The sequence below is a fragment of the Nocardia camponoti genome (assembly GCF_014646135.1).
Lineage (GTDB): Bacteria > Actinomycetota > Actinomycetes > Mycobacteriales > Mycobacteriaceae > Nocardia > Nocardia camponoti.
In genome coordinates this window covers 864,108-887,223 of sequence record NZ_BMMW01000001.1, presented here as the reverse complement: position 1 = coordinate 887,223, position 23,116 = coordinate 864,108, and the positions used below count along the sequence as shown (strand labels likewise).

General features: G+C 65.1%; 22 protein-coding genes. 7 read left to right on the top strand and 15 right to left on the bottom strand.

Annotation, left to right across the window (positions count from 1 at the left end; all coding sequences use genetic code 11):
- Nucleotides 1–30: 30 nt before the first annotated feature.
- From IEX78_RS04055 to ku, 5 genes are read right to left on the bottom strand one after another with little or no spacing between them, the layout of a single operon-like run.
- A complete protein-coding gene (locus IEX78_RS04055; protein ID WP_188827390.1) occupies nucleotides 31–693 on the bottom strand; it encodes a methionine ABC transporter permease in 663 nt (220 codons plus the stop codon).
- Nucleotides 690–1,700 carry a methionine ABC transporter ATP-binding protein gene (locus IEX78_RS04050; protein ID WP_188827388.1) on the bottom strand — a complete coding sequence of 337 codons (1,011 nt, stop codon included), beginning with the start codon at nucleotides 1,698–1,700 and terminating at the stop codon, nucleotides 690–692. The genes IEX78_RS04055 and IEX78_RS04050 overlap by 4 nt, the downstream gene beginning before the upstream one ends.
- Nucleotides 1,697–2,578 carry a MetQ/NlpA family ABC transporter substrate-binding protein gene (locus tag IEX78_RS04045; protein WP_188827386.1) on the bottom strand — a complete coding sequence of 294 codons (882 nt, stop codon included), beginning with the start codon at nucleotides 2,576–2,578 and terminating at the stop codon, nucleotides 1,697–1,699. Before IEX78_RS04045 ends, IEX78_RS04050 begins: the two co-directional genes overlap by 4 nt.
- A 60-nt stretch (nucleotides 2,579–2,638) precedes the next feature.
- On the bottom strand, nucleotides 2,639–3,865 hold the full coding sequence (locus IEX78_RS04040) for an NAD(P)/FAD-dependent oxidoreductase (RefSeq protein WP_188827384.1): 1,227 nt from the start codon (nucleotides 3,863–3,865) through the stop codon (nucleotides 2,639–2,641).
- Nucleotides 3,866–4,741 carry a non-homologous end joining protein Ku gene (ku, locus tag IEX78_RS04035; RefSeq protein ID WP_188827382.1) on the bottom strand — a complete coding sequence of 292 codons (876 nt, stop codon included), beginning with the start codon at nucleotides 4,739–4,741 and terminating at the stop codon, nucleotides 3,866–3,868.
- A 110-nt stretch (nucleotides 4,742–4,851) separates the two neighbouring features.
- Here ku and IEX78_RS04030 point away from each other — a divergent pair, with 110 nt between their 5' ends.
- Nucleotides 4,852–5,910 carry a lycopene cyclase family protein gene (locus tag IEX78_RS04030; protein WP_188827380.1) on the top strand — a complete coding sequence of 353 codons (1,059 nt, stop codon included), beginning with the start codon at nucleotides 4,852–4,854 and terminating at the stop codon, nucleotides 5,908–5,910.
- A 147-nt stretch (nucleotides 5,911–6,057) separates the two neighbouring features.
- Nucleotides 6,058–8,361: an MMPL family transporter gene (locus IEX78_RS04025; protein ID WP_188827378.1), complete on the top strand. Its 2,304-nt coding sequence runs from the start codon at nucleotides 6,058–6,060 to the stop codon at nucleotides 8,359–8,361.
- 50 nt (nucleotides 8,362–8,411) lie between these two features.
- Here IEX78_RS04025 and IEX78_RS04020 read toward each other — a convergent pair whose 3' ends face one another.
- Entirely contained in the window at nucleotides 8,412–9,185 is a 774-nt protein-coding gene (locus IEX78_RS04020; RefSeq protein WP_188827376.1) for an SDR family oxidoreductase, read from the bottom strand.
- A gap of 147 nt (nucleotides 9,186–9,332) precedes the next feature.
- Between IEX78_RS04020 and IEX78_RS04015 the strand changes: the two genes are divergently transcribed.
- Together IEX78_RS04015 and IEX78_RS04010 are read left to right on the top strand one after the other, a co-directional pair.
- The gene (locus IEX78_RS04015) at nucleotides 9,333–10,964 is read left to right on the top strand and encodes an ABC-F family ATP-binding cassette domain-containing protein (protein ID WP_188827374.1); all 1,632 of its coding nucleotides are present in this window, start codon (nucleotides 9,333–9,335) and stop codon (nucleotides 10,962–10,964) included.
- A 141-nt stretch (nucleotides 10,965–11,105) separates the two neighbouring features.
- The gene (locus IEX78_RS04010; protein ID WP_229683693.1) at nucleotides 11,106–11,381 is read left to right on the top strand and encodes a helix-turn-helix domain-containing protein; all 276 of its coding nucleotides are present in this window, start codon (nucleotides 11,106–11,108) and stop codon (nucleotides 11,379–11,381) included.
- 8 nt (nucleotides 11,382–11,389) lie between these two features.
- Here the strand turns inward: IEX78_RS04010 and IEX78_RS04005 are convergent, their stop codons facing one another.
- From IEX78_RS04005 to IEX78_RS03990, 4 genes are all read right to left on the bottom strand, one after another.
- Nucleotides 11,390–12,349, bottom strand: coding sequence for an MvdC/MvdD family ATP grasp protein (locus IEX78_RS04005; protein ID WP_188827372.1), 960 nt, complete (start codon nucleotides 12,347–12,349; stop codon nucleotides 11,390–11,392).
- 4 nt (nucleotides 12,350–12,353) lie between these two features.
- The gene (locus IEX78_RS04000; RefSeq protein WP_188827370.1) at nucleotides 12,354–12,809 is read right to left on the bottom strand and encodes a hypothetical protein; all 456 of its coding nucleotides are present in this window, start codon (nucleotides 12,807–12,809) and stop codon (nucleotides 12,354–12,356) included.
- Between the two features lie 228 nt (nucleotides 12,810–13,037).
- The gene (locus IEX78_RS03995) at nucleotides 13,038–13,442 is read right to left on the bottom strand and encodes an acyl-CoA thioesterase (protein WP_229683692.1); all 405 of its coding nucleotides are present in this window, start codon (nucleotides 13,440–13,442) and stop codon (nucleotides 13,038–13,040) included.
- Between the two features lie 105 nt (nucleotides 13,443–13,547).
- On the bottom strand, nucleotides 13,548–14,042 hold the full coding sequence (locus IEX78_RS03990) for a cupin domain-containing protein (RefSeq protein WP_188827366.1): 495 nt from the start codon (nucleotides 14,040–14,042) through the stop codon (nucleotides 13,548–13,550).
- Between the two features lie 67 nt (nucleotides 14,043–14,109).
- Between IEX78_RS03990 and IEX78_RS03985 the strand changes: the two genes are divergently transcribed.
- Entirely contained in the window at nucleotides 14,110–14,613 is a 504-nt protein-coding gene (locus IEX78_RS03985) for a MarR family winged helix-turn-helix transcriptional regulator (RefSeq protein ID WP_188827364.1), read from the top strand.
- Here IEX78_RS03985 and IEX78_RS03980 read toward each other — a convergent pair.
- Together IEX78_RS03980 and acnA are read right to left on the bottom strand one after the other, a co-directional pair.
- Nucleotides 14,610–15,176, bottom strand: coding sequence for a TetR/AcrR family transcriptional regulator (locus IEX78_RS03980; RefSeq protein WP_188827363.1), 567 nt, complete (start codon nucleotides 15,174–15,176; stop codon nucleotides 14,610–14,612). The genes IEX78_RS03985 and IEX78_RS03980 overlap by 4 nt on opposite strands.
- Before the next feature lie 126 nt (nucleotides 15,177–15,302).
- The gene (gene acnA / locus IEX78_RS03975; protein ID WP_229683691.1) at nucleotides 15,303–18,104 is read right to left on the bottom strand and encodes an aconitate hydratase AcnA; all 2,802 of its coding nucleotides are present in this window, start codon (nucleotides 18,102–18,104) and stop codon (nucleotides 15,303–15,305) included.
- A gap of 240 nt (nucleotides 18,105–18,344) precedes the next feature.
- On the opposite strand from acnA, the gene IEX78_RS03970 reads away from it, so the two are divergent.
- Both IEX78_RS03970 and IEX78_RS03965 read left to right on the top strand, forming a co-directional pair.
- Nucleotides 18,345–18,884: an Rv1476 family membrane protein gene (locus IEX78_RS03970; protein ID WP_188827359.1), complete on the top strand. Its 540-nt coding sequence runs from the start codon at nucleotides 18,345–18,347 to the stop codon at nucleotides 18,882–18,884.
- Nucleotides 18,885–19,133: 249 nt separating this feature from the next.
- Nucleotides 19,134–20,549 (top strand): NlpC/P60 family protein, encoded by a 1,416-nt coding sequence (locus IEX78_RS03965; RefSeq protein WP_188827357.1) that lies wholly within the window; start codon nucleotides 19,134–19,136, stop codon nucleotides 20,547–20,549.
- Nucleotides 20,550–20,672: 123 nt separating this feature from the next.
- On the opposite strand, the gene IEX78_RS03960 is transcribed toward IEX78_RS03965, so the two are convergent.
- The 3 genes from IEX78_RS03960 to IEX78_RS03950 are packed head-to-tail and all read right to left on the bottom strand — an operon-like array spanning nucleotide 20,673 to nucleotide 23,115.
- Complete coding sequence (locus tag IEX78_RS03960) at nucleotides 20,673–21,467, bottom strand: ESX secretion-associated protein EspG (RefSeq protein WP_188827356.1); 795 nt, start codon at nucleotides 21,465–21,467, stop codon at nucleotides 20,673–20,675.
- A complete protein-coding gene (locus tag IEX78_RS03955; protein ID WP_188827354.1) occupies nucleotides 21,467–22,738 on the bottom strand; it encodes a hypothetical protein in 1,272 nt (423 codons plus the stop codon). The genes IEX78_RS03960 and IEX78_RS03955 overlap by 1 nt, the downstream gene beginning before the upstream one ends.
- The gene (locus IEX78_RS03950) at nucleotides 22,735–23,115 is read right to left on the bottom strand and encodes a hypothetical protein (protein ID WP_188827352.1); all 381 of its coding nucleotides are present in this window, start codon (nucleotides 23,113–23,115) and stop codon (nucleotides 22,735–22,737) included. Before IEX78_RS03950 ends, IEX78_RS03955 begins: the two co-directional genes overlap by 4 nt.
- Nucleotide 23,116: the final 1 nt, after the last annotated feature.

Below are 23,116 nucleotides of genomic sequence, written 5' to 3'. Positions count from 1 at the left end.
TGAGCTGACTAACCCGAGCTGATCTGACCCTTAGCGGCGCAGCACCTTGCGGGCCAACCAGTTGCCGAAGAACTGGATTGCCTGCACGCCGATGATGATGATCACCACCGCCACTGCCGTTGGCTGCCACTGGAATTGCTGGTAGCCGTACACGATCGCGAAGTCACCCAGGCCGCCGCCGCCAATCGCGCCCGCCATGGCCGAGATGTCGACGATGGCGATGATCACAAAGGTGTAGCCCAAGATCAGGGGGCCGAGCGCCTCGGGGATCAGCAGGGTCGCGATGATGCGCAGCGGGCCAGCGCCCGCCGCGCGTGCCGCCTCGATCACGCCCGGTTCCACCGTCACCAGGTTTTGTTCGACGATGCGAGCGATGCCGAACGTCGCGGCGACCACCATCACGAACAGGGCGGCGTCGCGGCCGATGGTCGTGCCAACCACCTCAAGCGTCACCGGGAACAGCGCGGCGACAAGCAGGATGAACGGGATGGGACGCACCACGTTCACAATCACGTTGAGCACCAAGTTAATTGGCGCGTTCGACAGCAGCGAGCCCTTGCGAGTGCTGTAAAGCGCTGTGCCCAACAGCAATCCGAGCGCGCCCGCGAACAAGAACGTGAACCCGACGAGGTAGATCGTCGTCCCGATCGATTCCCACAGGATAGGGCTGAGTTTGCCCCAATCGGTGCTCATGCCGACCGCCTTTCCAACGTCGCGACCACGTCAGCGACCGCGTCGTCAGGCCCATCCAGCGCGACGGTGAGACTGCCAAAAGTCTTGTCCTGCACCGTCGAAACCCCGCCGTAGACAATCTCGAACCGTACCCCGGCCCGCGTCGCCGCGGCGAGCGCGTCACCAATGCCGTGCTGATCGTCGACATCAACGGTCACCAATCGCCCGCTATGCACGGACGACAACCGCGCGACCTCGCCACCGTCGGGCCGGTTATGCAACACCGTGCCCACAAACGACTTAGTCGGCGCGGCCTGCGGATCAGCAAAAACGTCGAAGGTGGAAGCCAATTCGACGATCTTGCCGTCCGCGAGCACCGCGACCCGATCAGCGACAGCGCGAATCACATCCATCTCATGGGTGATCACCACAATGGTTACCCCGAGTTCGCGATTGATCTTGCGCAGCAGCCGAAGCACCTCAGCCGTCGTCTCGGGATCGAGCGCCGACGTTGCCTCGTCGGCAAGCAACAGCGAAGGCGACGTCGCGAGCGCACGCGCGATGCCAACCCGCTGCTTTTGCCCACCGGAAAGCTGGTCGGGGTACGACCGCGCCTTATCCGAAAGTCCAACGAACTCAAGCAGTTCCGCGACCCGCGCCTTGCGTTCGGCCCGCTTCCAACCAGCGACCTTGAGCGGGTACTCCACATTGCCCGCCGCCGTTCGCGACCGAAACAGGTTGAACTGCTGAAACACCATGCCGATGTCGCGGCGCAACCGACGCACGGCCGACTCGGGCACCCCGGTAATGGGGGTGCCCGCGATCGTGACCGTGCCTGACGTCGGTTTTTCCAGCGCGTTGATCAACCGAACAAGCGTCGACTTACCCGCGCCCGAATACCCGATGACACCGAAGATCTCGCCGGGCTCGATGCGCAGGTCGATGGCATCCAGCGCGACCTGCGCATCATCACCCTTACCGAAAACCTTGGTGACACCGGTGAATTCGACTGCGGCAGCCGCACTCACTTGGTCGCGCGGATGCCCTGCTGCACCCGATCCAAGATGGCCTGCAACTCCGGCTGCGTGCGCGTGACGGCCACCGCGGTGCCCTTGGTCACTTCGGCGTGCGCGGCGGCGACGGCCGGGTCCTTCCAAATCTGGGCGAGCTTGAGGTAGGTCGGGTTGGCCTTGTCTTCGGCACGCGACACGATCACGTTGATGTAGGGCTCAGCGCCGGGGTTCTTCGGATCGTCCTTGTAGAGCGCCGACTGCGGGTCGATGCCCGACTTCGACAGGAACGTGTTGTTGATGATGCTGCCGTCGACCGACGCGAGCGAAAGCGCGGTCTGGGCGGCGTCAACCGGCGTCACCTTCACCTTCGACGCCGCCTTGTCGAGGTCGGCGGGCGTCGGCTGGGTCGGGGTGCCCGACAGCTTCACCAGGCCAGCCGCCTGCAGCACGAACAGCGCGCGTGCCTGATTGGTCGGGTCGTTCGGGATCGCGATCTCGCCGCCAGCGGGGATGTCAGCGAGCGCCTTGTGCTTCTTGGAGTAAAGGCCAAGGGGGACAATGTAAGTCGACCCGATCGGGGTCAGGGTGTCGTTGTTGGCGACGTTGTACGCGCCGAGGAACTGAAGGTGCTGGAACAGGTTCAGGTCGATCTGCTTCTGCGAAAGCGCCGCGTTGGGCTGCTTGTAATCGGAGAAGTTGGTCACCTTGAGCGTGATGCCGTTTTCCTTCGCCTTCTGTTCGAAGACGTCCCATGCCTTGTCGCGATCGGTGGTGCCGATGCGGACAACGGTGCCGCCGTCGGCTTTGTCGGCGTCGGCGGAGCCGCAGGCGGTGAGGGAGAGCGCCGCGGTTGCTACCAACGCCACGGCAGCGAAAGTCCGAGAGAAATTCATGAGGCAAGCAAACCGTGCCGATAATTCCTGGACAATGGTTCAGTTCTGGGTGAGTAAAACTCATTCGCCGAGGAAACGGTGCACGAGCATCACCGCCATCGACCCCTCGCCAACAGCGGCGGCGACACGATGCCCGTTGAACGCGCGCACGTCGCCTGCCGCGAACACGCCAGGCACAGTCGTTTCGAGGTGCAGGGGAGCGCGGACGAGGTTCCACCGCGTGCCTTCGGTGACGATGATGTCGGGGCCGGTGAGCAGGTAGCCCTTTTTATCGCGCGCGTAGTCGGGCCCGAGCCATGCGGTTTGGGGTGTGCCGCCGATGAAGGAGAACAGCCAGTTGGTGCGCACTTTTTCTTCGGCACCGGTTCGCTTGTCGCGCAAGGTGAGTTGCTGCAGATGCGAATCGCCCGCCGCGCCAACAATTTCCGTCGACGTGCGCACATGAATACGGGGATTCGCTTCGACCTGCTCGATGAGATAGGTCGACATATCTTTGGCGAGATTGTCGGCTCGCACCAGCAGAGTCACACTGGCGGCGGTGTTGGCGAAATAGATCGCCGCCTGCCCCGCCGAATTCGCACCGCCGACGATGTACACGTCCGAATTCACGCACTGCGGCGCTTCGGTGAGTGCCGAGAAGTAGTAAACGCCCGCGCCGAAGAACTCTTCGACCCCCGGTGCGTCGAGGGTGCGGTACTGCACGCCGGTCGCGACGATCACCGCTTTGCCGCCAACCGAACCGCCGTCGGTGAAGCGCAATTCGAAGCCGCTGTCGGATCGGGCGAGGTGGTCGACGTCCGGGCTGATCACCAACTCGGCCCCGAACTTATCGGCCTGCCGGCGTGCGCGGTCGGTCAGCTCCGCACCGGAAATCCCGTCGGGAAAACCGAGGTAATTCTCGATACGGGAAGTGAGGCCGGACTGGCCGCCGATCGCCCACTTTTCCAACAACACGGTGTGCAGGCCTTCGGACGCGCCGTAGACCGCGGCGGCCATCCCAGCGGGTCCGCCGCCGATGATGACGAGGTCGTAGTCGGGGTCGGTTGGTTTGACGTGCAGGCCAACGAAGGAGCCAAGCCGTTCTTCGGTGGCGTTGCGCAGGGTCTGACCAGCGTCGTTGACGAGGACGGGCGTATCCCCGTCGGTGAACCCGTGTCGCGTCAGCAACTCGTGGCCCTCAGCGTCGCTGGGTTCCAGCCATCGGTAGACCACGCTATTGCGCGTGAGGAACGTGCGGATCGCCGCGCACTCAGGGTCCCACTGATTGGCAATCAGCGTAAGCATCATTCACGCGCCCTTACGGGTCGCGGTAGCTTTCTTGGCGGCGGCTTTTTTGGCGGGTTTCTTCGCGGGGGATTTATCGTCGGCCGCGCCACGTCGACCACCCGCTTCAAGACTGCGTTGCAGCGCGGCAACCAGATCGACCACTTCCGCATCGGGCGCTTCATCCTCCGCTGATGCCGCGGCAGGCTCGATCGTCCCCGTCCCACTCGCGATCGCCGCGTCAAGCACCTTCTGCAATTCGATCTGATATTCATCGGTGTATTCGCCGGGATCGAAATCGCCCGACATCGAATCAACAAGTGTCTCCGCCATTTTCAACTCTTGCGGACGTGGCGCTGGCGCGTCGTCAATGCTGCCGAATTCGACAGCGCGCACTTCGTCGGGCCACAGCAACGTTTGCAGCACAAGCACCCCGTCGCGCACACGGAGTGCGGCCAACCGAGTTTTCTGACGCAGCGTGAAATGTACGAGCGCGGTTTTGTCGACGCGCTCCAACGTCGCGGCCAGCAACACGTACGCCTTAGGTGTCGCGGAGTCCGGTTCGAGGTAGTAGCTCTTGTCGAACAGGATCGGGTCGATTTGTTCCGACGGCACGAATTCCAACACCGGAATCTCGTGCTTCTCGGCGGCGGGCAGCCCGGCGAAGTCGGCGTCGGTGAGGACAACCTGCTCGCCGTCGGGTGACACGTACGCCTTGTCGATGTCGGCGTACTGCACCGAGTTGCCGCAGACCGAGCAGACGCGGTCGTATTTGATCCGACCACCGTCCTTGCCGTGGACCTGGTGGAACCGGATGTCATGGTCCTCGGTCGCGGTGTACACCTTGACCGGGACGTTCACCAGCCCGAATGCGATCGAGCCTTTCCAGATCGACCTCATGGTTTCCATCTTGTCCGCTCGCTGCCACCAGGTCGAGGCGTCGCGGCCGAACCGGTGTGCGTCCGTGACACGGCGGTGGTTGAAATCGCCCCATCTGATCCAATGTCGTGATGCGCGCCGAGTTGATTGTCTGCGGGCTCGGCCCAGCTGGTCGAGCGCTCGCTCATCGCGCGCTCGCGCGGGGGCGTCGGGTCACGGTGATCGACCCGCACCCCGACCGCGCGTGGACAGCAACCTACGGTGCCTGGGCCGATGACCTTCCCGCGTGGCTCGACCCGCGCGTGGTCGCTACCTCGACCAAGCCGGTCGCCTACGCACGCCAACGCTGGACCATCGACCGCGATTACCAGATGTTCGACACCGAAGCCTTGCGCGCGAGCTTGTCGCTCACGGGTGCGCGGGTGGTTGCCGATCGGGTTATCGGGCTTGACGCCGACACCGTCCGAACGGCAGGCGGCCAGACCTTCACCGGCCAGGTTGTCGATGCGCGCGGCCTCCCACGTTCCCCTCGGCACGCGGAACAGACGGCGTACGGAGTCGTGCTGCCACGCGGTGACCACGAAACGGTCTTCATGGACTGGCGCGACGACAACGGTGCGCTCGACGAGCCGCCGTCCTTCCTTTACGCCGTCCCACTCACACGCGACACCATGCTGTTCGAAGAAACGTGCTTGGCCGGCCTGCCCGCACTCGACCCCTCGGTTCTGCGCGCCCGGCTCGAACACCGGCTGCGTGGACGCGGAATCGACGCCGATTCCGCATCCACCGTCGAACGCGTGCGCTTCCGCGTCGATGGCGGCCGTCGCGGCGCGTTCGGTGCGGCGGGCGGATTCACCCATCCCGCAACGGGTTATAGCGTCGCCACCTCGCTCGCCCTCGCCGACCCCTTCCTCGACGGGGTGAACCTTTGGTCGCCTCGCGCCCGCGCCGTCACCGCGCTACGCCGCGCGGGCCTGCGCACCCTCCTGCGCCTGCGCCCGGACCAAGTGCCCGCGTTCTTCGACCTCTTCTTCGCGCTGCCACCTGACACCCAGCGCGCCTACCTCAGCGGCTACGACGACCTCGCCGGAACCGTAGCCGCGATGCGCGCGCTGTTCGCCGCGGCTCCCCTGTCTTTGCGCACCACGATGGCTACCGCGTCCGCGCGAATCAGTCGCGGTCACCGCTAGTTTTCCCATGCGGCGCGCGTGTCACCCGGAGTTGTTACCATCGCCGGGCGAATGCGCGGCCGGGACAAGAGCACTCGGGTTCGCACACTCGCAACCCCGCGTCGGTTCGCCCGAACCCGCGCGTGCCTTATCGAAGGGGTATATCCGGTGTTCGTATTCACCAAGCGGCGCAGTCGCTGGGTGCTCGGGGTTTTCGCGGTGCTCGCGGTGGTGCTTGGCACGCTGGGAGCCACGCTGTTCGAGCGGGTGGAAGGCGGCGGATACACCGATCCGGGCAGCGCGTCGAGTCGGGCAAGCCAGGTGCTGCGCGACGAATTCGGCCAGGCCCCACCGAACGTCGTCTTCCACGTCGACACCGAATCCTCGGTCGACGACGCGAAAACCGTTGACGCGGCCAAACGCATCACCATCGACCTCGCCGCACGCACCGGCGTCACCCACGTCGTTTCCTACTGGACAACGCCGCTGCCCGCACTCCGCAGCGTCGACGGCAAACAGGGCTTGATCGTCGCTGGCATCGTCGGCACCGAACGCGAGATCGATGCACGCGCCTCCGCGATCGCCGACGAATTCGCAGGCCAACACGGGCCGCTCACCGTACGCGTCGGCGGCTTCGCGATGCTCATGCACGAGACCGTCGAGCAGAGCAAAACCGACATCGCCAAAGGTGAACTTGTCGCCTTCCCGCTCACGCTGATCGCGCTGCTTTTCGTTTTCGGTGGCCTCGTCGCGGCCAGTCTGCCGCTGCTCACCGCCATCGTCACCGTGCTCGCCACGATGGGCGCGCTGTGGTTGCTCACCCTGTTCACGCCGCTTTCGGTGTCGGCGACCAACGTCGCGACGCTGCTCGGGCTCGGCCTGGCGATCGACTACAGCCTGCTGATCGTCAACCGCTACCGCGACGAACTCGCTTCCGGCGCACCTACTGCGCGCGCGGTCGCGATCACGATGCGCACCGCTGGCCGCACGGTCGCGTTCTCGGCGGTTACCGTCGCGGTCGCGCTGTCGGGCCTGCTGTTCTTCCCGCTCTTGGCCATCCGCTCGATGGGGTACGCGGGCATTCTCGTCGCGGTGCTCGCCGCCGTCGTCGCGCTGACCGTGCTACCGGCCGCACTTGTCTTGCTGGACAAGCGCATTGACAAGGGCCAGCTCGGTTGGTGGTTCCTGCGCGCACCCCGACCCGCGCCCGGCGAAGGCGCGTGGCATCGCCTCGCGACGGCGGTCATGGCCAAACCGATTCCGATCGGCCTCGCCGTCACCGCGCTGCTGCTCGTGCTCGGCACCCCGTTCCTCGGTGTGCACCTTGGCTTCCCCGACGAGCGCTCGCTGCCGGAATCGATGAACGCGCGCCAGGTCACCGAACTCGTGAATCGCGACTTCGCGGCAAGCGACCAGCAGGCGCTCTACGCCGTGCTCCCCGAAAGTGCTTACAGTGCAACTGGGTTGGACGCCATCGCCCGTCGTCTGGCCGATCTGGACAACGTCCGTCGCGTCGACACCGCAACCGGCAGCTACGCCCAGGGCGGCCTCGTGCAAACCGCCACCGCAGCCCATGCCCAGTTCCGCGCACCCAACGCGGCTTACCTCACGGTCGTGCCCGAGGCCACCGACACCGATTCGCTCGTCACCCTCGTCAAGGAAGTGCGTGCCGTCCCGACGGCGACGCCGATGCTGGTCGGCGGCATCGTGGCAGGCAACGTCGACTCGGTCGCCGCGATCGAAAACGCCGTCCTGCCCGCGCTCGCGTTCGTAATCGCGGTGATGCTCGTCGTGCTGTTGCTGCTCACCGGCAGCGTGGTGTTGCCGATTCTCGCGGTCATCCTCAGCGCGCTCAGCCTCACCGCGACCTTCGGTGCGCTGGTCTGGATTTTCCAGGACGGACATCTGTCGCGGTTCCTCGGTTTCACCGCGACCGGCGAACTCGCCGCGACCGTGCCGGTCATGCTCTTCGCCGCCGGTTTCGGTCTCGCGATGGACTACCAGGTGTTCCTGCTCGCCCGCATCCGCGAGGAATACGACCGGACCGGCAAGAACGACGTCGCGGTCGCGCTCGGGCTGGAACGCGTCGGTCGGATCGTCACCGCGGCGGCGATCTTGATCTCGGTGGTATTCCTCGGCTTCCTCGCCTCCGACATCACCTTCATGAAGGCGTTCGGCATCGGCCTGCCGCTCGCGGTGCTCGTCGACGCGACGCTCGTGCGTGGCTTCCTGCTCCCCGCATCGATGAAGCTGCTCGGTGACACCTGTTGGTACACGCCGGAATTCGTGCGTCGTATCCAGGACCGCTGGGGGCTCGATGAGCGTCACGACGTGCCGGTGCGCGACCCGCTTGGCATGACGACCGGTCGCGTTGTTGTCGATGACCACGCGGCGGCTGATGCGTTGCTCGCGAGCGCGTCCGCTGGCGCGGGTGAGCACACGGACTCGGTGGCAACGCGCAGTTCGTCCTAACGAAACGGGCTGGGCGAGACCATGATTCGGTCTCGCCCAGCCCGTGTTCTTTACAGCGAGCCCGTCGCCAACAACCCACCATCAACCCGCACTACATCACCGGTGATCCACGCCGCCTCGTCAGAAACGAGGAACGCGATCAACCGCGCCACATCCTCCGGCTCGCCAAGCCGCTTGAGCGGATACCCGCTCGCCGCCCGCTCTTCGTCGGCCGAATACAGCGCGTCAGCGAATTTCGTCTTCACCACACCCGGCGCGACCGCGTTCACCCGAATCTTCGGCCCCAACTGCCATGCCAATTCCTCGGTGAGCCGAATCAGCGCCGCCTTCGACGCCCCATAAGCCGAGATCACGCCCGACGACCGAATCCCCGCCACGCTCGCCACATTCACCACCGCGCCGCCGTGCTCAGCCATCCACGCCCGGTACGCCTCCTGCACATACCCCAGGGCCGCAACGACATTCACGTCGAAAATCTTTGACACCGCGTTCAGGTCGGCGTCCATCAGCGCGCCGAACACCGGGTTGATGCCGGTGTTGTTGATGAGAATGTCGAGCGAGCCGAACTCGGTAACCGCCCGCGCGACCGCCTCAGCGCGCGCGGCGTCGTCGCCCGCGTTGCCAGCAACGGCACTCACCTGACCCTTGTGGCCAAGCGCGCGCAATTGCTCGGCGGCGGCTTCGAGTGGCTCGGGTTTCCGTGCGGTGATCACCACGTTCGCGCCGCGCGCGAGCAGTTCGGCCGCCGTCGCCAGTCCAATACCGCGACTAGCCCCGGTCACGAGGGCGGTGCGGCCGGACAGGCTCGATAAATCAGTGCTCATGGCAACGAGAGTAATCGGGCTCACACCGCCCGATACCGAGTTCGGTCAGCGGGTTCCTAAGCGGTAAAATTGGAAGTTCTTGCGATCTTTCCGCCTACCGGCGCGCGCCCCCTTCGGTGCCCGGCAGCAACCATGAGGAGTACTCACGTGATCACGGCGACCGACCTGGAGGTCCGGGCCGGTGTCCGCACCCTGCTCTCGGCCCCCGGCCCCGCGCTGCGCGTGCAGAGTGGCGACCGGATCGGCCTGGTCGGACGCAACGGCGCGGGCAAGACAACCACGCTGCGCATCCTCGCTGGCGAAGGTGAGCCGTACGCGGGCAAGATCACCCGCTCGACCGACATCGGTTACCTGCCGCAGGACCCCAAAGAGGGCGACCTCGACGTCATCGCGCGCGACCGCGTGCTGTCGGCCCGTGGTCTCGACACCCTGATGCACGACCTGGAAAAAGCCCAGGTGCAAATGGCCGAAGCCGTCGACGACGCCGCCCGCGAGAAGGCCATTCGCAAGTACGGTCGCCTCGAAGATCAGTTCTCCTCGCTCGGCGGGTACGTCGCCGAAAGTGAGGCCGCGCGCATCTGCAACAGCCTCGGGCTGCCTGACCGCGTCCTCGACCAGCAGCTACGCACGCTCTCCGGTGGTCAGCGTCGACGCATCGAACTCGCGCGCATCCTGTTCTCGGCGTCCGACGGTTCGGGTGGGCGTTCCGACCGCATCCTGCTGCTCGACGAGCCGACCAACCACCTCGACGCCGACTCCATCACCTGGCTGCGCGGGTTCTTGCAGAACCACGACGGCGGCCTGATCGTGATCAGCCACGATGTCGAACTGCTCGAAGCCGTCGTGAACAAAGTGTGGTTCCTCGACGCCGTGCGCGGTGAGCCCGACGTGTACAACATGGGTTGGAAGAAGTACCTCGACGCCCGCGCCACCGATGAGCAGCGCCGCGTGCGGGAACGCGCGAACGCGGAGAAGAAGGCCAGCGCACTGCGTCAGCAAGCCGCCAAGCTCGGCGCGAAGGCAACCAAGGCTGCCGCCGCGCACCAAATGGTCCGTCGCGCAGAGCGATTGATCTCCGAGCTCGACGACGTGCGCGTTGCCGACAAGGTCGCCCGGATTCGTTTCCCGGAACCGGCCGCGTGCAGCAAGACGCCGCTCATGGTGTCGAACCTGACCAAGCTGTACGGCTCGCTTGAGATCTTCACCGGCGTGAGCTTCGCCGTCGACAAGGGCAGTCGCGTTGTCGTCCTTGGGCTCAACGGTGCAGGTAAGACCACGATGTTGAAGCTGCTCGCTGGTGTTGAGCAGCCAACATCCGGCGGTGTGGAACAGGGTCGCGGGCTCAAGGTTGGCTACTTCGCCCAGGAGCACGACACCCTCGACGACAACGCGTCGGTGTGGGAGAACATTCGCCACGCGTCGCCGGATGCGGGCGAACAGGAGTTGCGCAGTCTGCTCGGCGCGTTCATGTTCACCGGCCCGCAGCTCGACCAGCCCGCTGGCACACTCTCCGGTGGTGAGAAAACCCGTCTCGCTCTCGCCGGACTTGTCTCGTCGTCGGCGAACGTGTTGCTGCTCGACGAGCCGACTAACAACCTCGACCCGGTTTCGCGTGAACAGGTGCTCGACGCGCTGCGCACCTACGCGGGCGCGGTTGTGCTCGTCACCCACGACCCGGGCGCTGCCGAAGCTCTCAACCCCGAGCGCGTGATTTTGCTGCCCGACGGCACCGAGGATCACTGGTCGGCCGAGTACGCCGAGCTCATCGATTTGGCTTAACTCACCTGCCTCGCTGGGCGTGTCGCGAGCGGACGCGCAGAGGACAGGTGAGTTTCCTCACTCGTTTCGTTGATCACTGAGCGCGGAGTGTTTAGCCTGGAGTGAGTGCTCGGGCGATTCCTGAGCGACTCGGAGGAAGCCATGAGCGACAGGGCAGGCACATCGGCCGCACGTTCGGCCAAGGGTGTTAAAACGGGTACCAAGACCACGCTGGGTAAGGGCACCCGCGTCACGGGCAAGTCCCGCGACCGGTTGCAGAACCAGCTGAAGAAGCAATACGAGGCGGGCGCGAGCATTCGGTCACTCGCGCGCGCAACGGGACGTTCCTACGGATTCATCCACAATGTGCTCGTTGAGTCGCATGTGGAGTTGCGTGGACGCGGCGGGGCCAACCGGCGCAAGAGCACGGCCGACTAAACCGGGCTCTACCAGCCCGGCACCGCGCCGTCGCCGCGCACCAACAGATTCGCCAGGCTCGCGAACAGGGGCAGACCTGTCTTGATTTCCAAGTAGGCAAACTGTCCCTGCGGGTTGACCTCAAGGAAGTAGTACTCGCCATCGGCGCCGAGGCGCAGGTCGACCACACCGAAGCTCAACCCGAGCGCGCCCATCAGCGTGGACAGCGACTTGCTCACCGACGCTGGTAGGCGGTACGGCGTGAAGTCCACTGAGGTGTCGAGGCGCGAATCGACGCGGCCTACGCCCGCTTGGGAATCGATGCGCACCGTCCATTCGATGCCGTCGACCCACACCACGCGCAGGTCGCACGCGGCGGCGATGTAGTCCTGGAACGTGGTTGGCGTCGACCGAATCGACATCAGGCGCCCGAGGTCGGCGTCGGCGATGATGCGTGTCTCGGAAAACTCGCCACGCCCCGTGCCCGTTCGTTTGTAAACGACTGGGCCGGAACGGGATTCGACGAAACTGCGTGCCTCGTCGGGGTCGTTGGTGATCAGCGTTTCGGGGACAACGAACCCGGCGCGCTGCGCGGTTTCGAGCTGCACGATCTTGCGTGCCGCCGTGCGTTCGGCCGCCGGATCGTTCACCCAATACGCCGGAATCGACCACAGCATGCCCTGGAGGAAACCGTCGCATTCGGCTTGGCGAAACTCGTCGTCGGCCGCGCGCACCCCATGCGGCACCGCGCACGGATGCGCGCGCCGCCACCACACCGCGCGCACGTCGTCGAGACCGTGCACGTGGGCGAGGGCGCGGTTAGTTCCGCCCTTGTCAAGGCGGAAACTGCCTGTCTGACAAGGGAAGTCGCGCAGATCGAGGCGAATGGGGTCGAGGCGATGCTGTTCGCGCAGGGTGGCGGCGAGCGCGTCGCCGTGCAGGTCGTCGCTTTCGGTGACGACGAGCACGGTGTCGGTGGACAGTGCCATCTCGCTAGTCGAGACTGTCGCAGTTGATGCCGTCGTCGCTGCCGTTATGCGATTTGGTTTGCGCGAAAGTGAAGGTCGCGCCGTTGCCGCGCCGCTCGGCGATGCCCTTGCGTGCGGCCCAGCGGCGGGTTGCCGTGGTGAGCTGATCGTCGCCGACCGCTTCGGACGGTTCGGCGGCCAGCGTGATGGGGCGGTCGACCAAGTCCACGCGCCTGCGCTGAGTGAAGTCGGCGGTAGCGCCGGGACGGATGTCGACCCGAACCGCTTGCACCGCACGCGAATCCGGCCGCTGGTGGCGTTCAGGGATTACCCGCAACACATCGGCGCGGTCGAAAGTCCAAGTGCCACCGTCGACTTCGAGTGAAATGTCGCGGGCGGACTCGGCCACCAGAAGACCGCTCAACGCCGCGCCACGGTAACTGGGCGCACTGCTCGCGGAACGGTGGATAGCGTCGGTCATGTGCTCTCACTCCGATCATCTCGACTGCTAGTGATTTGCCAGAACCCCCGAAGGTGCTTCGGATCATAGCTGGTATGCACGATCGTGATTGCGGCTTCGCGAGATTCGCGGCATGGAGAGGGGAGTGCGGAGCGGCGCGTGCTCGGTCAGCGGGGGCAGAATTTGCCGCCACCGGCCCGCTGGTCGATGCGCATCGATGGCAATCGACCAGCAAACGGGCGCGCGTGGTTACAGGCCGAGCAGTTCGGGGCGTTCGGCGAGGTTGCGGAAGTGCTCGTCGGGATTGGCGATGAGCTTGCGCGCGGTGAGGTCCATCGCGCCAGCGACAACGACGATCTCCGCGGCGAGGGTGCCGTCGAGCTTTTTGATCTCATGGTGGAAGCGGAAAACCTTGCCGCCGGTCCATTCGAAGTCGCACGAGACCGACACTTCGTCGCCACCAATGAGCTCGTTGCGGTACTTAATCGTGGATTCGAGGACAACGGCGCCAACGCCCGAGGCGATGAACTTGTCCTGGGCGATCCCAGCGGCCCGCAACAATTCCCACCGAGCATGCTCGCCGTACTGGTGGTAAACGGCATGATTCAGGTGCCCCTGAGTATCAAGCTCGTAGCCGCGGACAAGGATAGGCACAGTAAAGGTCATAACCCCTATAACACCAGGTCAACGCACCGCTGTTCCCACCGCGTGTGCAATCTCGGCCACAGTGCTGCGCCCAGTGACATAACCACGGTTGGGTCAGCGCCGGCCTGCCGCGCGCTCGGCCCACCAGTGCGGTGCGTCGACGAAGTGGTTGTCGAATTCGTCTTGGGCTGCGACCAATTCGTCACCGGTGGCCTCGCCTCGGCCCAGTCGATCGAGCAGGCGGAAGTAGTCGAAGCGCTCGACGCCCGGCATGAGTGCGATAAGGATGCGGGCGCCGCTGTCGGGGATTGCGCCGAAGGCATGCGGCATCAGTTTGGGCACAACGAGCGAGCCGCCCGCCCCGATGGTGCGGATATGGTCGCCAGCCAGCACTTGCAACTCGCCGTCGGCGACGTAAAACAGCTCGTCAGACAGGGTGTGGAAGTGGGGTGCCGCGCCATCGACACCCTGGGCCATGGTGACTTCCACGGTGCTGACCGCGCCGCCGCTGGCGCTGGAATCGGTGAGGAGCCGCACCCGCATGGACTCATTGCCGAGCACTTCGGCATCTTCGGGCAGGCACAGGGCGATGTCGTTGAAGACAGGCATGGGAGCATTCCGTTCGCTCGTTGATAATTCGTCACCGAACTATATCTCAGCGAATAGAATCCTGTCTATGGATGAACCGGATGCTGTCGACGCGATCGCTGACCAGTGGCGAACCGAGCGCCCCGACCTCGACCTGACGGCAATGGCCGTCTTCGGCCGCCTCGGCCGTCTGCTGACAGTTGCCACGGCCCGAATCGAAGCGGTCTTCAACGCGCACGGCCTGCGTGCGGGTGAGTTCGATGTCCTTGCCGCCCTGCGCCGTTCGGGCGCGCCATTCGAACTGACCCCATCCGTCCTCGCCGACACACTGATGTCGTCTCGAGCAGGAATGACCGGCCGCCTAGACCGCTTGGAGGCCGCTGGCCTGGTAGCCCGAACGGCAGACCGAGTGGACCGCCGAGCAGTCCGCGTGGCACTGACCGACGAGGGGCGAGCACTGGTCGACGAGGTAGTGGCCGCCCACACCCGGAACGAGACAGCAATGCTGTCGCCGTTGACGGCGGAAGAAGTCGCGACACTAGACACCCTGTCGCGCAAGCTTTTACGCGATTGGGAGAGGTCTGAGTGCTAGTCCTTGCGGCGGACCGATGCCTCTACCAAGTCGAGGACCGCCGATAAGTTCGCGTCCGTCTGGCCTGAGGCCAAGCGGGCGATCAAGCCGTCGAGAACTAAGTCCAAATAGCCGAGCAGCACGTCGGTGGGGACGTCGTCGCGCAAGCGGCCTGCGGCCTTGCGGCGTTCCAAACGCGCCAAGGTCGCCGCGGTCAGTTCCGCTGAGCGTTGGGTCCAACCGGCGCGGAAGTCGGGGTCGGTGCGTACTCGGCGCGCGATCTCAAGGCGCGTGCCAAGCCAGTTGAATTCCTCAGGGCGAGCGAGCATATCGCGCATCACCTGCACGATGCCCTGGTTAGCCGCGACCTCAGCCATGCGCTCAGCGTCATCTTTGGCGAGCGCGAAAAACAGGGCGTCCTTGTCGCGGAAATGGTGGAAGATCGCGCCACGAGACAGGCCGATCGCTTCCTCAAGTCGTCGAACTGTCGCGCCGTCGTAGCCGTACTCGGCGAAACACGCGCGGGCGCCATCGAGGATCTGGCTGCGGCGGGCGGCGAGGTGGTCGTCGCTGACCTTGGGCATTGCTCCTCCAACTAGCGCCATATACGGGGTGCCCCCGCCCCGGCGAACCGAGACGGGGGCATTCGCATTATTCAACGGGTCCGAAAACCCTTGTGGGACAACAACTTACGCCCCACGGTCCAGGAATTAGCCGCGGATCATGTTGCGCAGCACGTACTGGAGGATGCCGCCGTTGCGGTAGTAGTCGGCCTCACCGGGGGTGTCGATGCGGACAACCGCGTCGAACGTGGTGACCTTGCCGTCTTCGGCGGTGGCGGTGACCTTGACCGTCTTCGGGGTCACACCGTTGTTGAGTTCGGTGATGCCCTCGATGTCGAAGGTCTCGGTGCCGGTCAGGCCGAGCGAAGCAGCCGACTCGCCCGCCGGGAACTGCAGCGGCACAACGCCCATACCGATGAGGTTGGAGCGGTGGATACGCTCGAACGACTCGGTGATGACGGCCTTGACGCCAAGCAGGCTGGTGCCCTTGGCAGCCCAGTCACGCGAGGAACCCGAACCGTATTCCTTGCCACCGAGCACGACAAGCGGGATACCAGCGGCCTGGTAGTTCTGCGAGGCGTCGTAGATGAACGCCTGCGGGCCACCCTCGATGGTGAAGTCACGGGTGTAACCACCCGAAACGTCGTCGAGGAGCTGGTTGCGCAGTCGGATGTTGGCGAAGGTGCCACGGATCATGACCTCGTGGTTGCCACGACGCGAACCGAGCGAGTTGTAATCCTTGCGCTCAACACCGTGGGCGTCGAGGTACTGCGCAGCCGGGGTGCCGGGCTTGATCGGGCCAGCGGGCGAGATGTGGTCGGTGGTGACCGAGTCGCCGAGCAGCGCGAGCACGCGAGCGCCCTTGATGTCGGTGACCGGGCTCGGGTCCATCGACATGCCGTCGAAGTACGGCGCCTTGCGAACGTAGGTCGAGTTGTCGTCCCACTCGAAGGTGTCGCCCTCGGGGGTCGCCAGACCCTGCCAGCGCGCATCGCCATCGAAGACGGTGGCGTAGGAGTTGCGGAACATGTCCTGGCTGATCGACGCCTTGATGGTGTCGTCGATCTCCTGCGCGGACGGCCAGATGTCCTTCAGGAAGACCTCGTTGCCCTCGGTGTCAACACCAAGCGCGTCGGTCTCGAAGTCGAAGTCCATCGTGCCCGCGAGTGCGTACGCGATGACCAGCGGCGGCGAAGCCAGGTAGTTCATCTTCACGTCGGGGGAGATGCGACCCTCGAAGTTGCGGTTACCCGACAGCACGGCGGTGACCGAAAGGTCGTTGTCGTTGATCGCGGCCGAGATCTCCTCGGGCAGCGGGCCGGTGTTACCGATGCAGGTGGTGCAGCCGTAGCCACCCACGTAGAAGCCGAGCTTCTCGAGGTACGGCCACAGGCCAGCCTTCTCGTAGTAATCCGAGACGACCTGCGAACCCGGCGCCATGTTGGTCTTCACCCACGGCTTGGTCGACAGGCCACGCTCCACCGCGTTGCGGGCGAGCAGGGCGGCGCCCAGCATGACCGACGGGTTGGAGGTGTTGGTGCAGGAGGTGATGCCCGCGACGACGACAGCGCCGTGGTCGAGCACGAAGTCACCGCGCTCCTCGGAACGAACCTCGACCGGCTTCGACGGACGACCGTTGGCACCCTTGGCGGCCGAGTGGGCCGGGGTGTAGGTGTCGTCGGCGGCGTCAGCGGAAACGGCGACCGAATCCGAAGCGGGGAACGACTCTTCGCCAGCCTCGTCGAGCGCGGTGAGTTCACCTTCGCCGACGTAGTTGACGATGTCGGAACGGAACGCGTTCTTCGAGTCCGACAGCAGGATGCGGTCCTGCGGGCGCTTCGGGCCAGCGATCGACGGCACGACGGTGCCGAGGTCGAGCTCGAGGTACTCCGAGTACGCGGGCTCTTTGTCGGCGTCGTGCCACATGCCCTGTTCCTTGGCGTACGCCTCGACGAGCGCGAGCTGCTCGTCGGTGCGGCCGGTCAGGCGCAGGTAGTTGATGGTCTCCTCGTCGATCGGGAAGATCGCCGCGGTGGAACCGAATTCGGGGCTCATGTTGCCCAGGGTCGCGCGGTTCGCGAGCGGAACCTCGGACACGCCAGCGCCGTAGAACTCGACGAACTTGCCGACAACGCCGTGCTTGCGCAGCATGTCGGTGACGGTCAGCACCACGTCGGTGGCGGTGACGCCCGGCTTGATCTCACCGGTGAGCTTGAAGCCGACAACGCGCGGGATCAGCATGGAGACCGGCTGGCCGAGCATCGCGGCCTCGGCCTCGATGCCACCAACGCCCCAGCCGAGCACGCCAAGGCCGTTGACCATGGTGGTGTGCGAGTCGGTGCCCACACAGGTGTCGGGGTAGGCCTGACCGTTGCGGACCATGACGGTCGGCGCGAGGTACTCGATGTTGACCTGGTGGACGATGCCCATGCCCGGGGGGACGACCTTGAAGTCGTCGAACGCGCCCTGGCCCCAACGCAGGAACTGGTAACGCTCGCCGTTGCGCTCGTACTCAAGCTCAACGTTGCGCTCGAGGGCGTCGGCGCGGCCGAAGACGTCGAGGATGACCGAGTGGTCGATGACCATGTCGGCGGGCGAGAGCGGGTTGACCTTGCTCGGATCGCCACCGAGGGTGGTAACGGCCTCACGCATGGTGGCGAGGTCGACGATGCAGGGCACGCCGGTGAAGTCCTGCATGATCACGCGCGCGGGGGTGAACTGGATCTCAACGCTCGGCTGCGCCGAGGGATCCCAGTTCGCGATTTCGCGGATGTGATCGGCGGTGATGTTGGCGCCGTCTTCGGTGCGCAGCAGGTTCTCCGCAAGCACCTTCAGTGCGTACGGCAGCTTTTCGGTGCCAGGGACAGCCGAGAGACGGAAGATCTCGTAGGAGTTGCTTCCGACCTCAAGCGTGCCTTTGGCGCCGAAGGAATCGATACTCTTCGTCACGTCAGCTCCACTCATTGGTGAGGGTGTGCCGCCGGCGGGGCTGTGCCGGCGACTCGCGTCTTCGGAGGTTAATCCGGCGGTGTAGTGCCGGATTCCTCGCGGTGGCACCTTAACAGTACGCTTGTCCTATGAGAATGGCAGGGGGCGCATGAGTGTAAGGTGCGTTCTCGACCCACCCCTGCCCTGCTGGACGCCCCGTCGCGATACTAGGCGAACGCGGCTCGACAGACCGGATGGAAGATGACCGTCTTGCACACCTTCGCGCCGATGGCGGCTGAGTTACCGCCGAACGTCGTGCTGGGCTCGATCGCCTCGGATCTCGCCGACAACCATGTCGCCGCGCCCAAGGGTAAGGATCAGGCGAAGCTTGCCACCATCGCCGCCGATGCGCGCGAGGCTGGGATCAAGCTCGAGATTGTCGTTGTTGAAGGCAATCCGGGGCACGAATCGGCGTTGCGCGACCTGGCGACGGCGACGCAGCAGCGCACCGGCGGCACCGTGGTCGTGCTGTCGGACGATTTCATCGGAACCTCGAGCGACAACGTCAGCCGGGTGAAGTTGGAGTGGGCCGAAGACGTCGCTAAGTATCGCGGCAATCATCCCGAGGAAGCGGCGCAAGCGTTCGTTGGTCGACTTGCTCAGCCCGAAGGGCTTTCGTGGGGCGCGATCACCGGCGTGCTGCTCGTCCTGACGATCCTTGTCATCGCGGGGCTGGCGTTGGTGAAGGCGCGACGCAGTCCCGAAGAGGACATGGCGTTGTTCGGCCCCGCCGCCGACTAGGTAACTCCCGATTCTGGTTGGCCCCGAGTGGCACAGCCCTGTCGTTGATCAAGCTAACCGTTGGCAATCGATGAAATTGCCAGTGCGGCATGCCGTGGCGAATGTTTCCTTTGGGAACTATGTGACGTACGGTTGCTGAGGTTGTGCGTGAGAAAGCAGTGGTGGTAGGGGCATTAGTCGACGTGAGTGGTCGATGGATCGGCTGATGCGCCCGTTGCTGAATTCGAGTCGACTCACTCGGAGGTACCGGTGCTCGGGGCTCACAGGCGAGGTCAACTAGGTCGACTACGGATAACGGCTGGTTTGCTGGCGGCGGGCGTGTTGCTCGCCGGACCCGCTGCTGCGCAGCCGCTCACACCACCACCCAATCCCTCCGACGCTGAAATCGGCAGGGCCAACGCCGATCTCACCGCCCAGGTCAACGAGGTGAGCACGCTCATCAATCGCGTCGCCGCCGCCGATCAACAGTTGCGGGCACTCGACGACGCGCTCGCGCTCAAGCGAGAAGCCGTCAACCGTGCGTTAGTCGACTTGCAGGTCGCGCGCGATGCTGCCGACGCCGCGGCTGCTGCCGTCGCCGACACCAAAACTCAGCTCGACGTTGCCGGTGCGAAAGTGGGACAGGCCCGGCACGATTTCGACCAGGTCGCTACGCAGGCGTATGTGCGACCGTCGTCGAGTTCGGTGGTCACCTACCTCGCTTCGTCGAGCCCCGATGTCGCGCTTGACCGTGCGCAGGTGCTCGCGATGGTGTCGAAAACGCAGCGCCAAGCGTTGGACGAGTTGCGCCGCACCCAGATTGAACAGGCAAATCAAAATTCGGCCGCGCGCCAAGCGAAGACGGTCGCCGACGGGGCGGCCGTGGCTGCCGAACAGCAGAAGAACGCCGCGTCGGCGGCCCTGACCGCGGCGAAGGCCGAGGTCGACGCCCAGGCCGCGTCGCGGGCGAATCTGCAACGCGAACGTACGAACGCACAGCAGGCGCTCACGGTCGCGCGCGCGAAAGTTGTTGGGCTGCAAACACAGCGGGAAGTTTTCCTCGAATGGAATGAGCAAACCGAATCCGCGGCCGCTTCGCTGCTTGCCGCCGCGAACGCGGCCGCGCAGCGCGCGCTTGCCGACCGGGAAGCTCGCGAACGCGCCGCCCAACTCAACCAGGGACAGCGTCCGCACACCGAGTTGGAGGCGGGCGGGCCGTCGACGCCGCGTCGCACGCTGCCCGCGCCGCCACGGATCAACGGTCCCGCCGCGATTGAGACCGTTGTCGACCGGGCGATGTCGCAGTTGGGCGTGGTTTACGCGTGGGGTGGCGGCGACGAACGAGGCCCGACGCTGGGTATTCGTGATGGCGGAATGGCCGATGCGCATGGCGATTTCAGCAAGATCGGCTTCGACTGCTCGGGGCTGATGCTGTTCGCGTTCGCTGGCATTGGCGTTTCGCTGCCGCACTACAGCGGCTACCAGTACAACGCGGGCACGCGGGTGGACGTGAACGAGCGCCAGCGCGGGGACATGCTGTTCTGGGGGCCGGGCGGCAGCGCGCACGTTGCGTTGTACCTGGGCGACGGGCAGATGATCGAAGCGCCGGAGTCGGGTGACGTGGTCAAGATTTCGCCCGTGCGCGAGGATGGGTTGATGCCTTACGCGGTGCGGATTATCAACTAACGGAAATCCCCGCACGGGAACGGGATTCGCTCCTGAGCGAGCCCCGCTACGGCTGATGCCGCCTTGGCCCTGGACAGAACGCGCAGGTCAGCCGCGATGAGGGGGAATGGCTAGCGCGGTGGCCTATCGACTCGCGCGCCAGGGGTCGGCGTTGGTGGGGAAGTCGGTGCGGGATTCGGTGTGGACACGTTGGGCGCGGTTGAGCATCTGGGCGATGCCGGTTGTCATACGAGCAGCGTCGAGGGGTTCGGCGATGATGGGGTCGCCGGTGCGGACGTAATAGCGGCCGTCTGGGTAGTCCATCCACCAGAAGGTGCGGATCGATGGGGTCGGGCGGGAGTCGATCGCGCCGCCCGCGTAGGCGGCGACCTCACCGAAGCTGGAGCGAGGACGGTCGACGACGCGGGTGAGATGCTCTGTCGCATACGACATTCCGAGGTGGTATTCGGCGTCGTCGCTGCCACGATTGAGGCGGTCACGCCGAATCTCGATGGGCGGCAACGTACCTGGCCGACACGCCGGTAGCGCGTTCACCGCCTCGCTCGCCACCTCCTCCGCGCGTCCGAAGCCGATCACCACGTCGCCGCCGATGTCGCTCGCCGGGCCCGGTAGTTGACGCAGCGTCGTGCCCACGTTGTCACGGATCGCGCCATGAAAACGGATCACCGTCGAATCATCAACGTCGGCAAAGCCTTTGATCTCCACGCGGGCGTCGGGGGCACGCAGGGCGACGAGCGCGCGTTCGACGAGGGGCTCGTAGTTGGCGAGCAGTGTCTCGACGGCTCGTTCGCGTTCGCGTTTGAGCGCGTCCCATTCGTCGATGAGCGGGCGGTATTGGAGCGGGTAGGGGAGTCGGTCGGTGCCGTAAGCCGCCCAGAGGATGTCGAATTCGAGCGCGGTGAACCGGACACGATGCATTAGTCGCCGCCAATGACGGGCGGAACCGCGCGGACGTCGTTAAGTCCGGTGAGCAGGTCGCCGTTTTCCTGGGTGATGAGGTAGTCGGGAATGCCGCGTCGCGACTCGTCGTCGGAACCGCCGCCGCGGCCCATACCGGGAGCGCCCATGCCGGGCATGCCATTTCGGCCAGCGGCACCGCTCGTCGCGCCCAGCGCTGCGGCGGCTGGGCGTGCGGTTTGTCCCGCGCCGCCAGGGATCGAGCGACCTGGCGTTTGTTGCCTGGGTGTGTTCGCGCCGCCGGGCGACCCGGAACCGCCTGTTGAGCGGCTGCCCGGGGTGGTGCTCAGCGGTGTACTACCTGGAGTGTTCGGGTTCGTTGGGCTGCTCGGGTTGGTAGTGGGCGTGGTCGACGGTGTCGTTGAGGTTGGCTTCGTCGAGTCGGTGGTTTGGGGTGTTGTCGTGTCGGTGCCTGCGGGGTTGGGTCTGTCGCCGGGGGTTGGTGTTTCGTTGGTTGTCTCTGCCGGATTGGTGTTGCCCGGCGTGCTGGTATTCGGTTTGGCGGTGTTGTTCGGGTTGGCGCCTGCCGGATTGCCGGGATTGCCTCCACCGCCCGGGCCGCTCGAATCACCGTCTGCGCCAAGGAGTTTCGGTGCGGTCGGCATGTAGGGGACGCCGGTATCGGTTTGGCCTGCGACCTGGGAGTACACCGTGCGAAGAACCCGGCGCGCTTCGGCTTCCGCTTCCTCGCGCGTGTAGTCGCTTGTCTTCATTACTCCGTCGGCCGGAAGTGACTTGCCTTTGAGTTCCGGCCGGGTCGTGAGCCCAGGCATGAGAGCTTGGGTCTGCTCAAGGCCCGTGCGCATTTCAGCGAGCTTGAGGCTGACGGCGAGCGCCGCCGCCGAAAGCGGAGCCGATTGCGTCGCATAGTTATTCACCGCAGTGACCGCCGCGGTCGCGGCGGCGCCGACCCACCCCTTGTCGGCGACAACCGACTTCTTAAACGCGTCATTGAACCCGGTGACGCTGGTCGAAAGATCAGTACTGAGCTGTTTCCACACTTGCGCGGCGGCATCGACGGTGGCGGGTTTCATCGCCTGGACGGCCTGCTGCATTTCCTCAAGGCTGAGGCTGTCGAACACGTCGGGGGTGGCGATCTTTGGTGGTTGGGTATCGCCGGCGAAGAGCGAAGAGAACTGGCCGACCTGTTGCGCGGTATAGATCCCGCTGCGCTCAGCGTTCCACTGTTCTTGGGCGGCAATGATTTTCGCTTGGTATTCGGCGTAGGTCATTTGCTGGCCCCTGCGGCGGCGATGCGAACGGCGGAGTATTCGTCGAGGGTTTGGTAGTTCTGGATCGCTTTGGTGACAACGGCTTTGGCCGTGGTTGCGGCTTCGATGTGCGCGTTGATCGTGTCTTCGAGGGAGCGCTCGCCGCCGCTCGCGGTGAGGGAGAACTTGGATTCGAGGACGGCGCCTGAGGGGAAGCCGCCGAAGCCGGTGATGTTCTCGATCACTGCGATCCGCTGCAGGCAGATTTCAAGGTGCTTGATGTGGTCGTCGCACGCGCGCGACAATTCATTGCCAACGTCAGGAGACAGAGCGAGCTCGCCCGCATCAGCTCGCACCTGGAGGTTCTTCCATTCGGACGCGTCGATGTTCGCGATCATG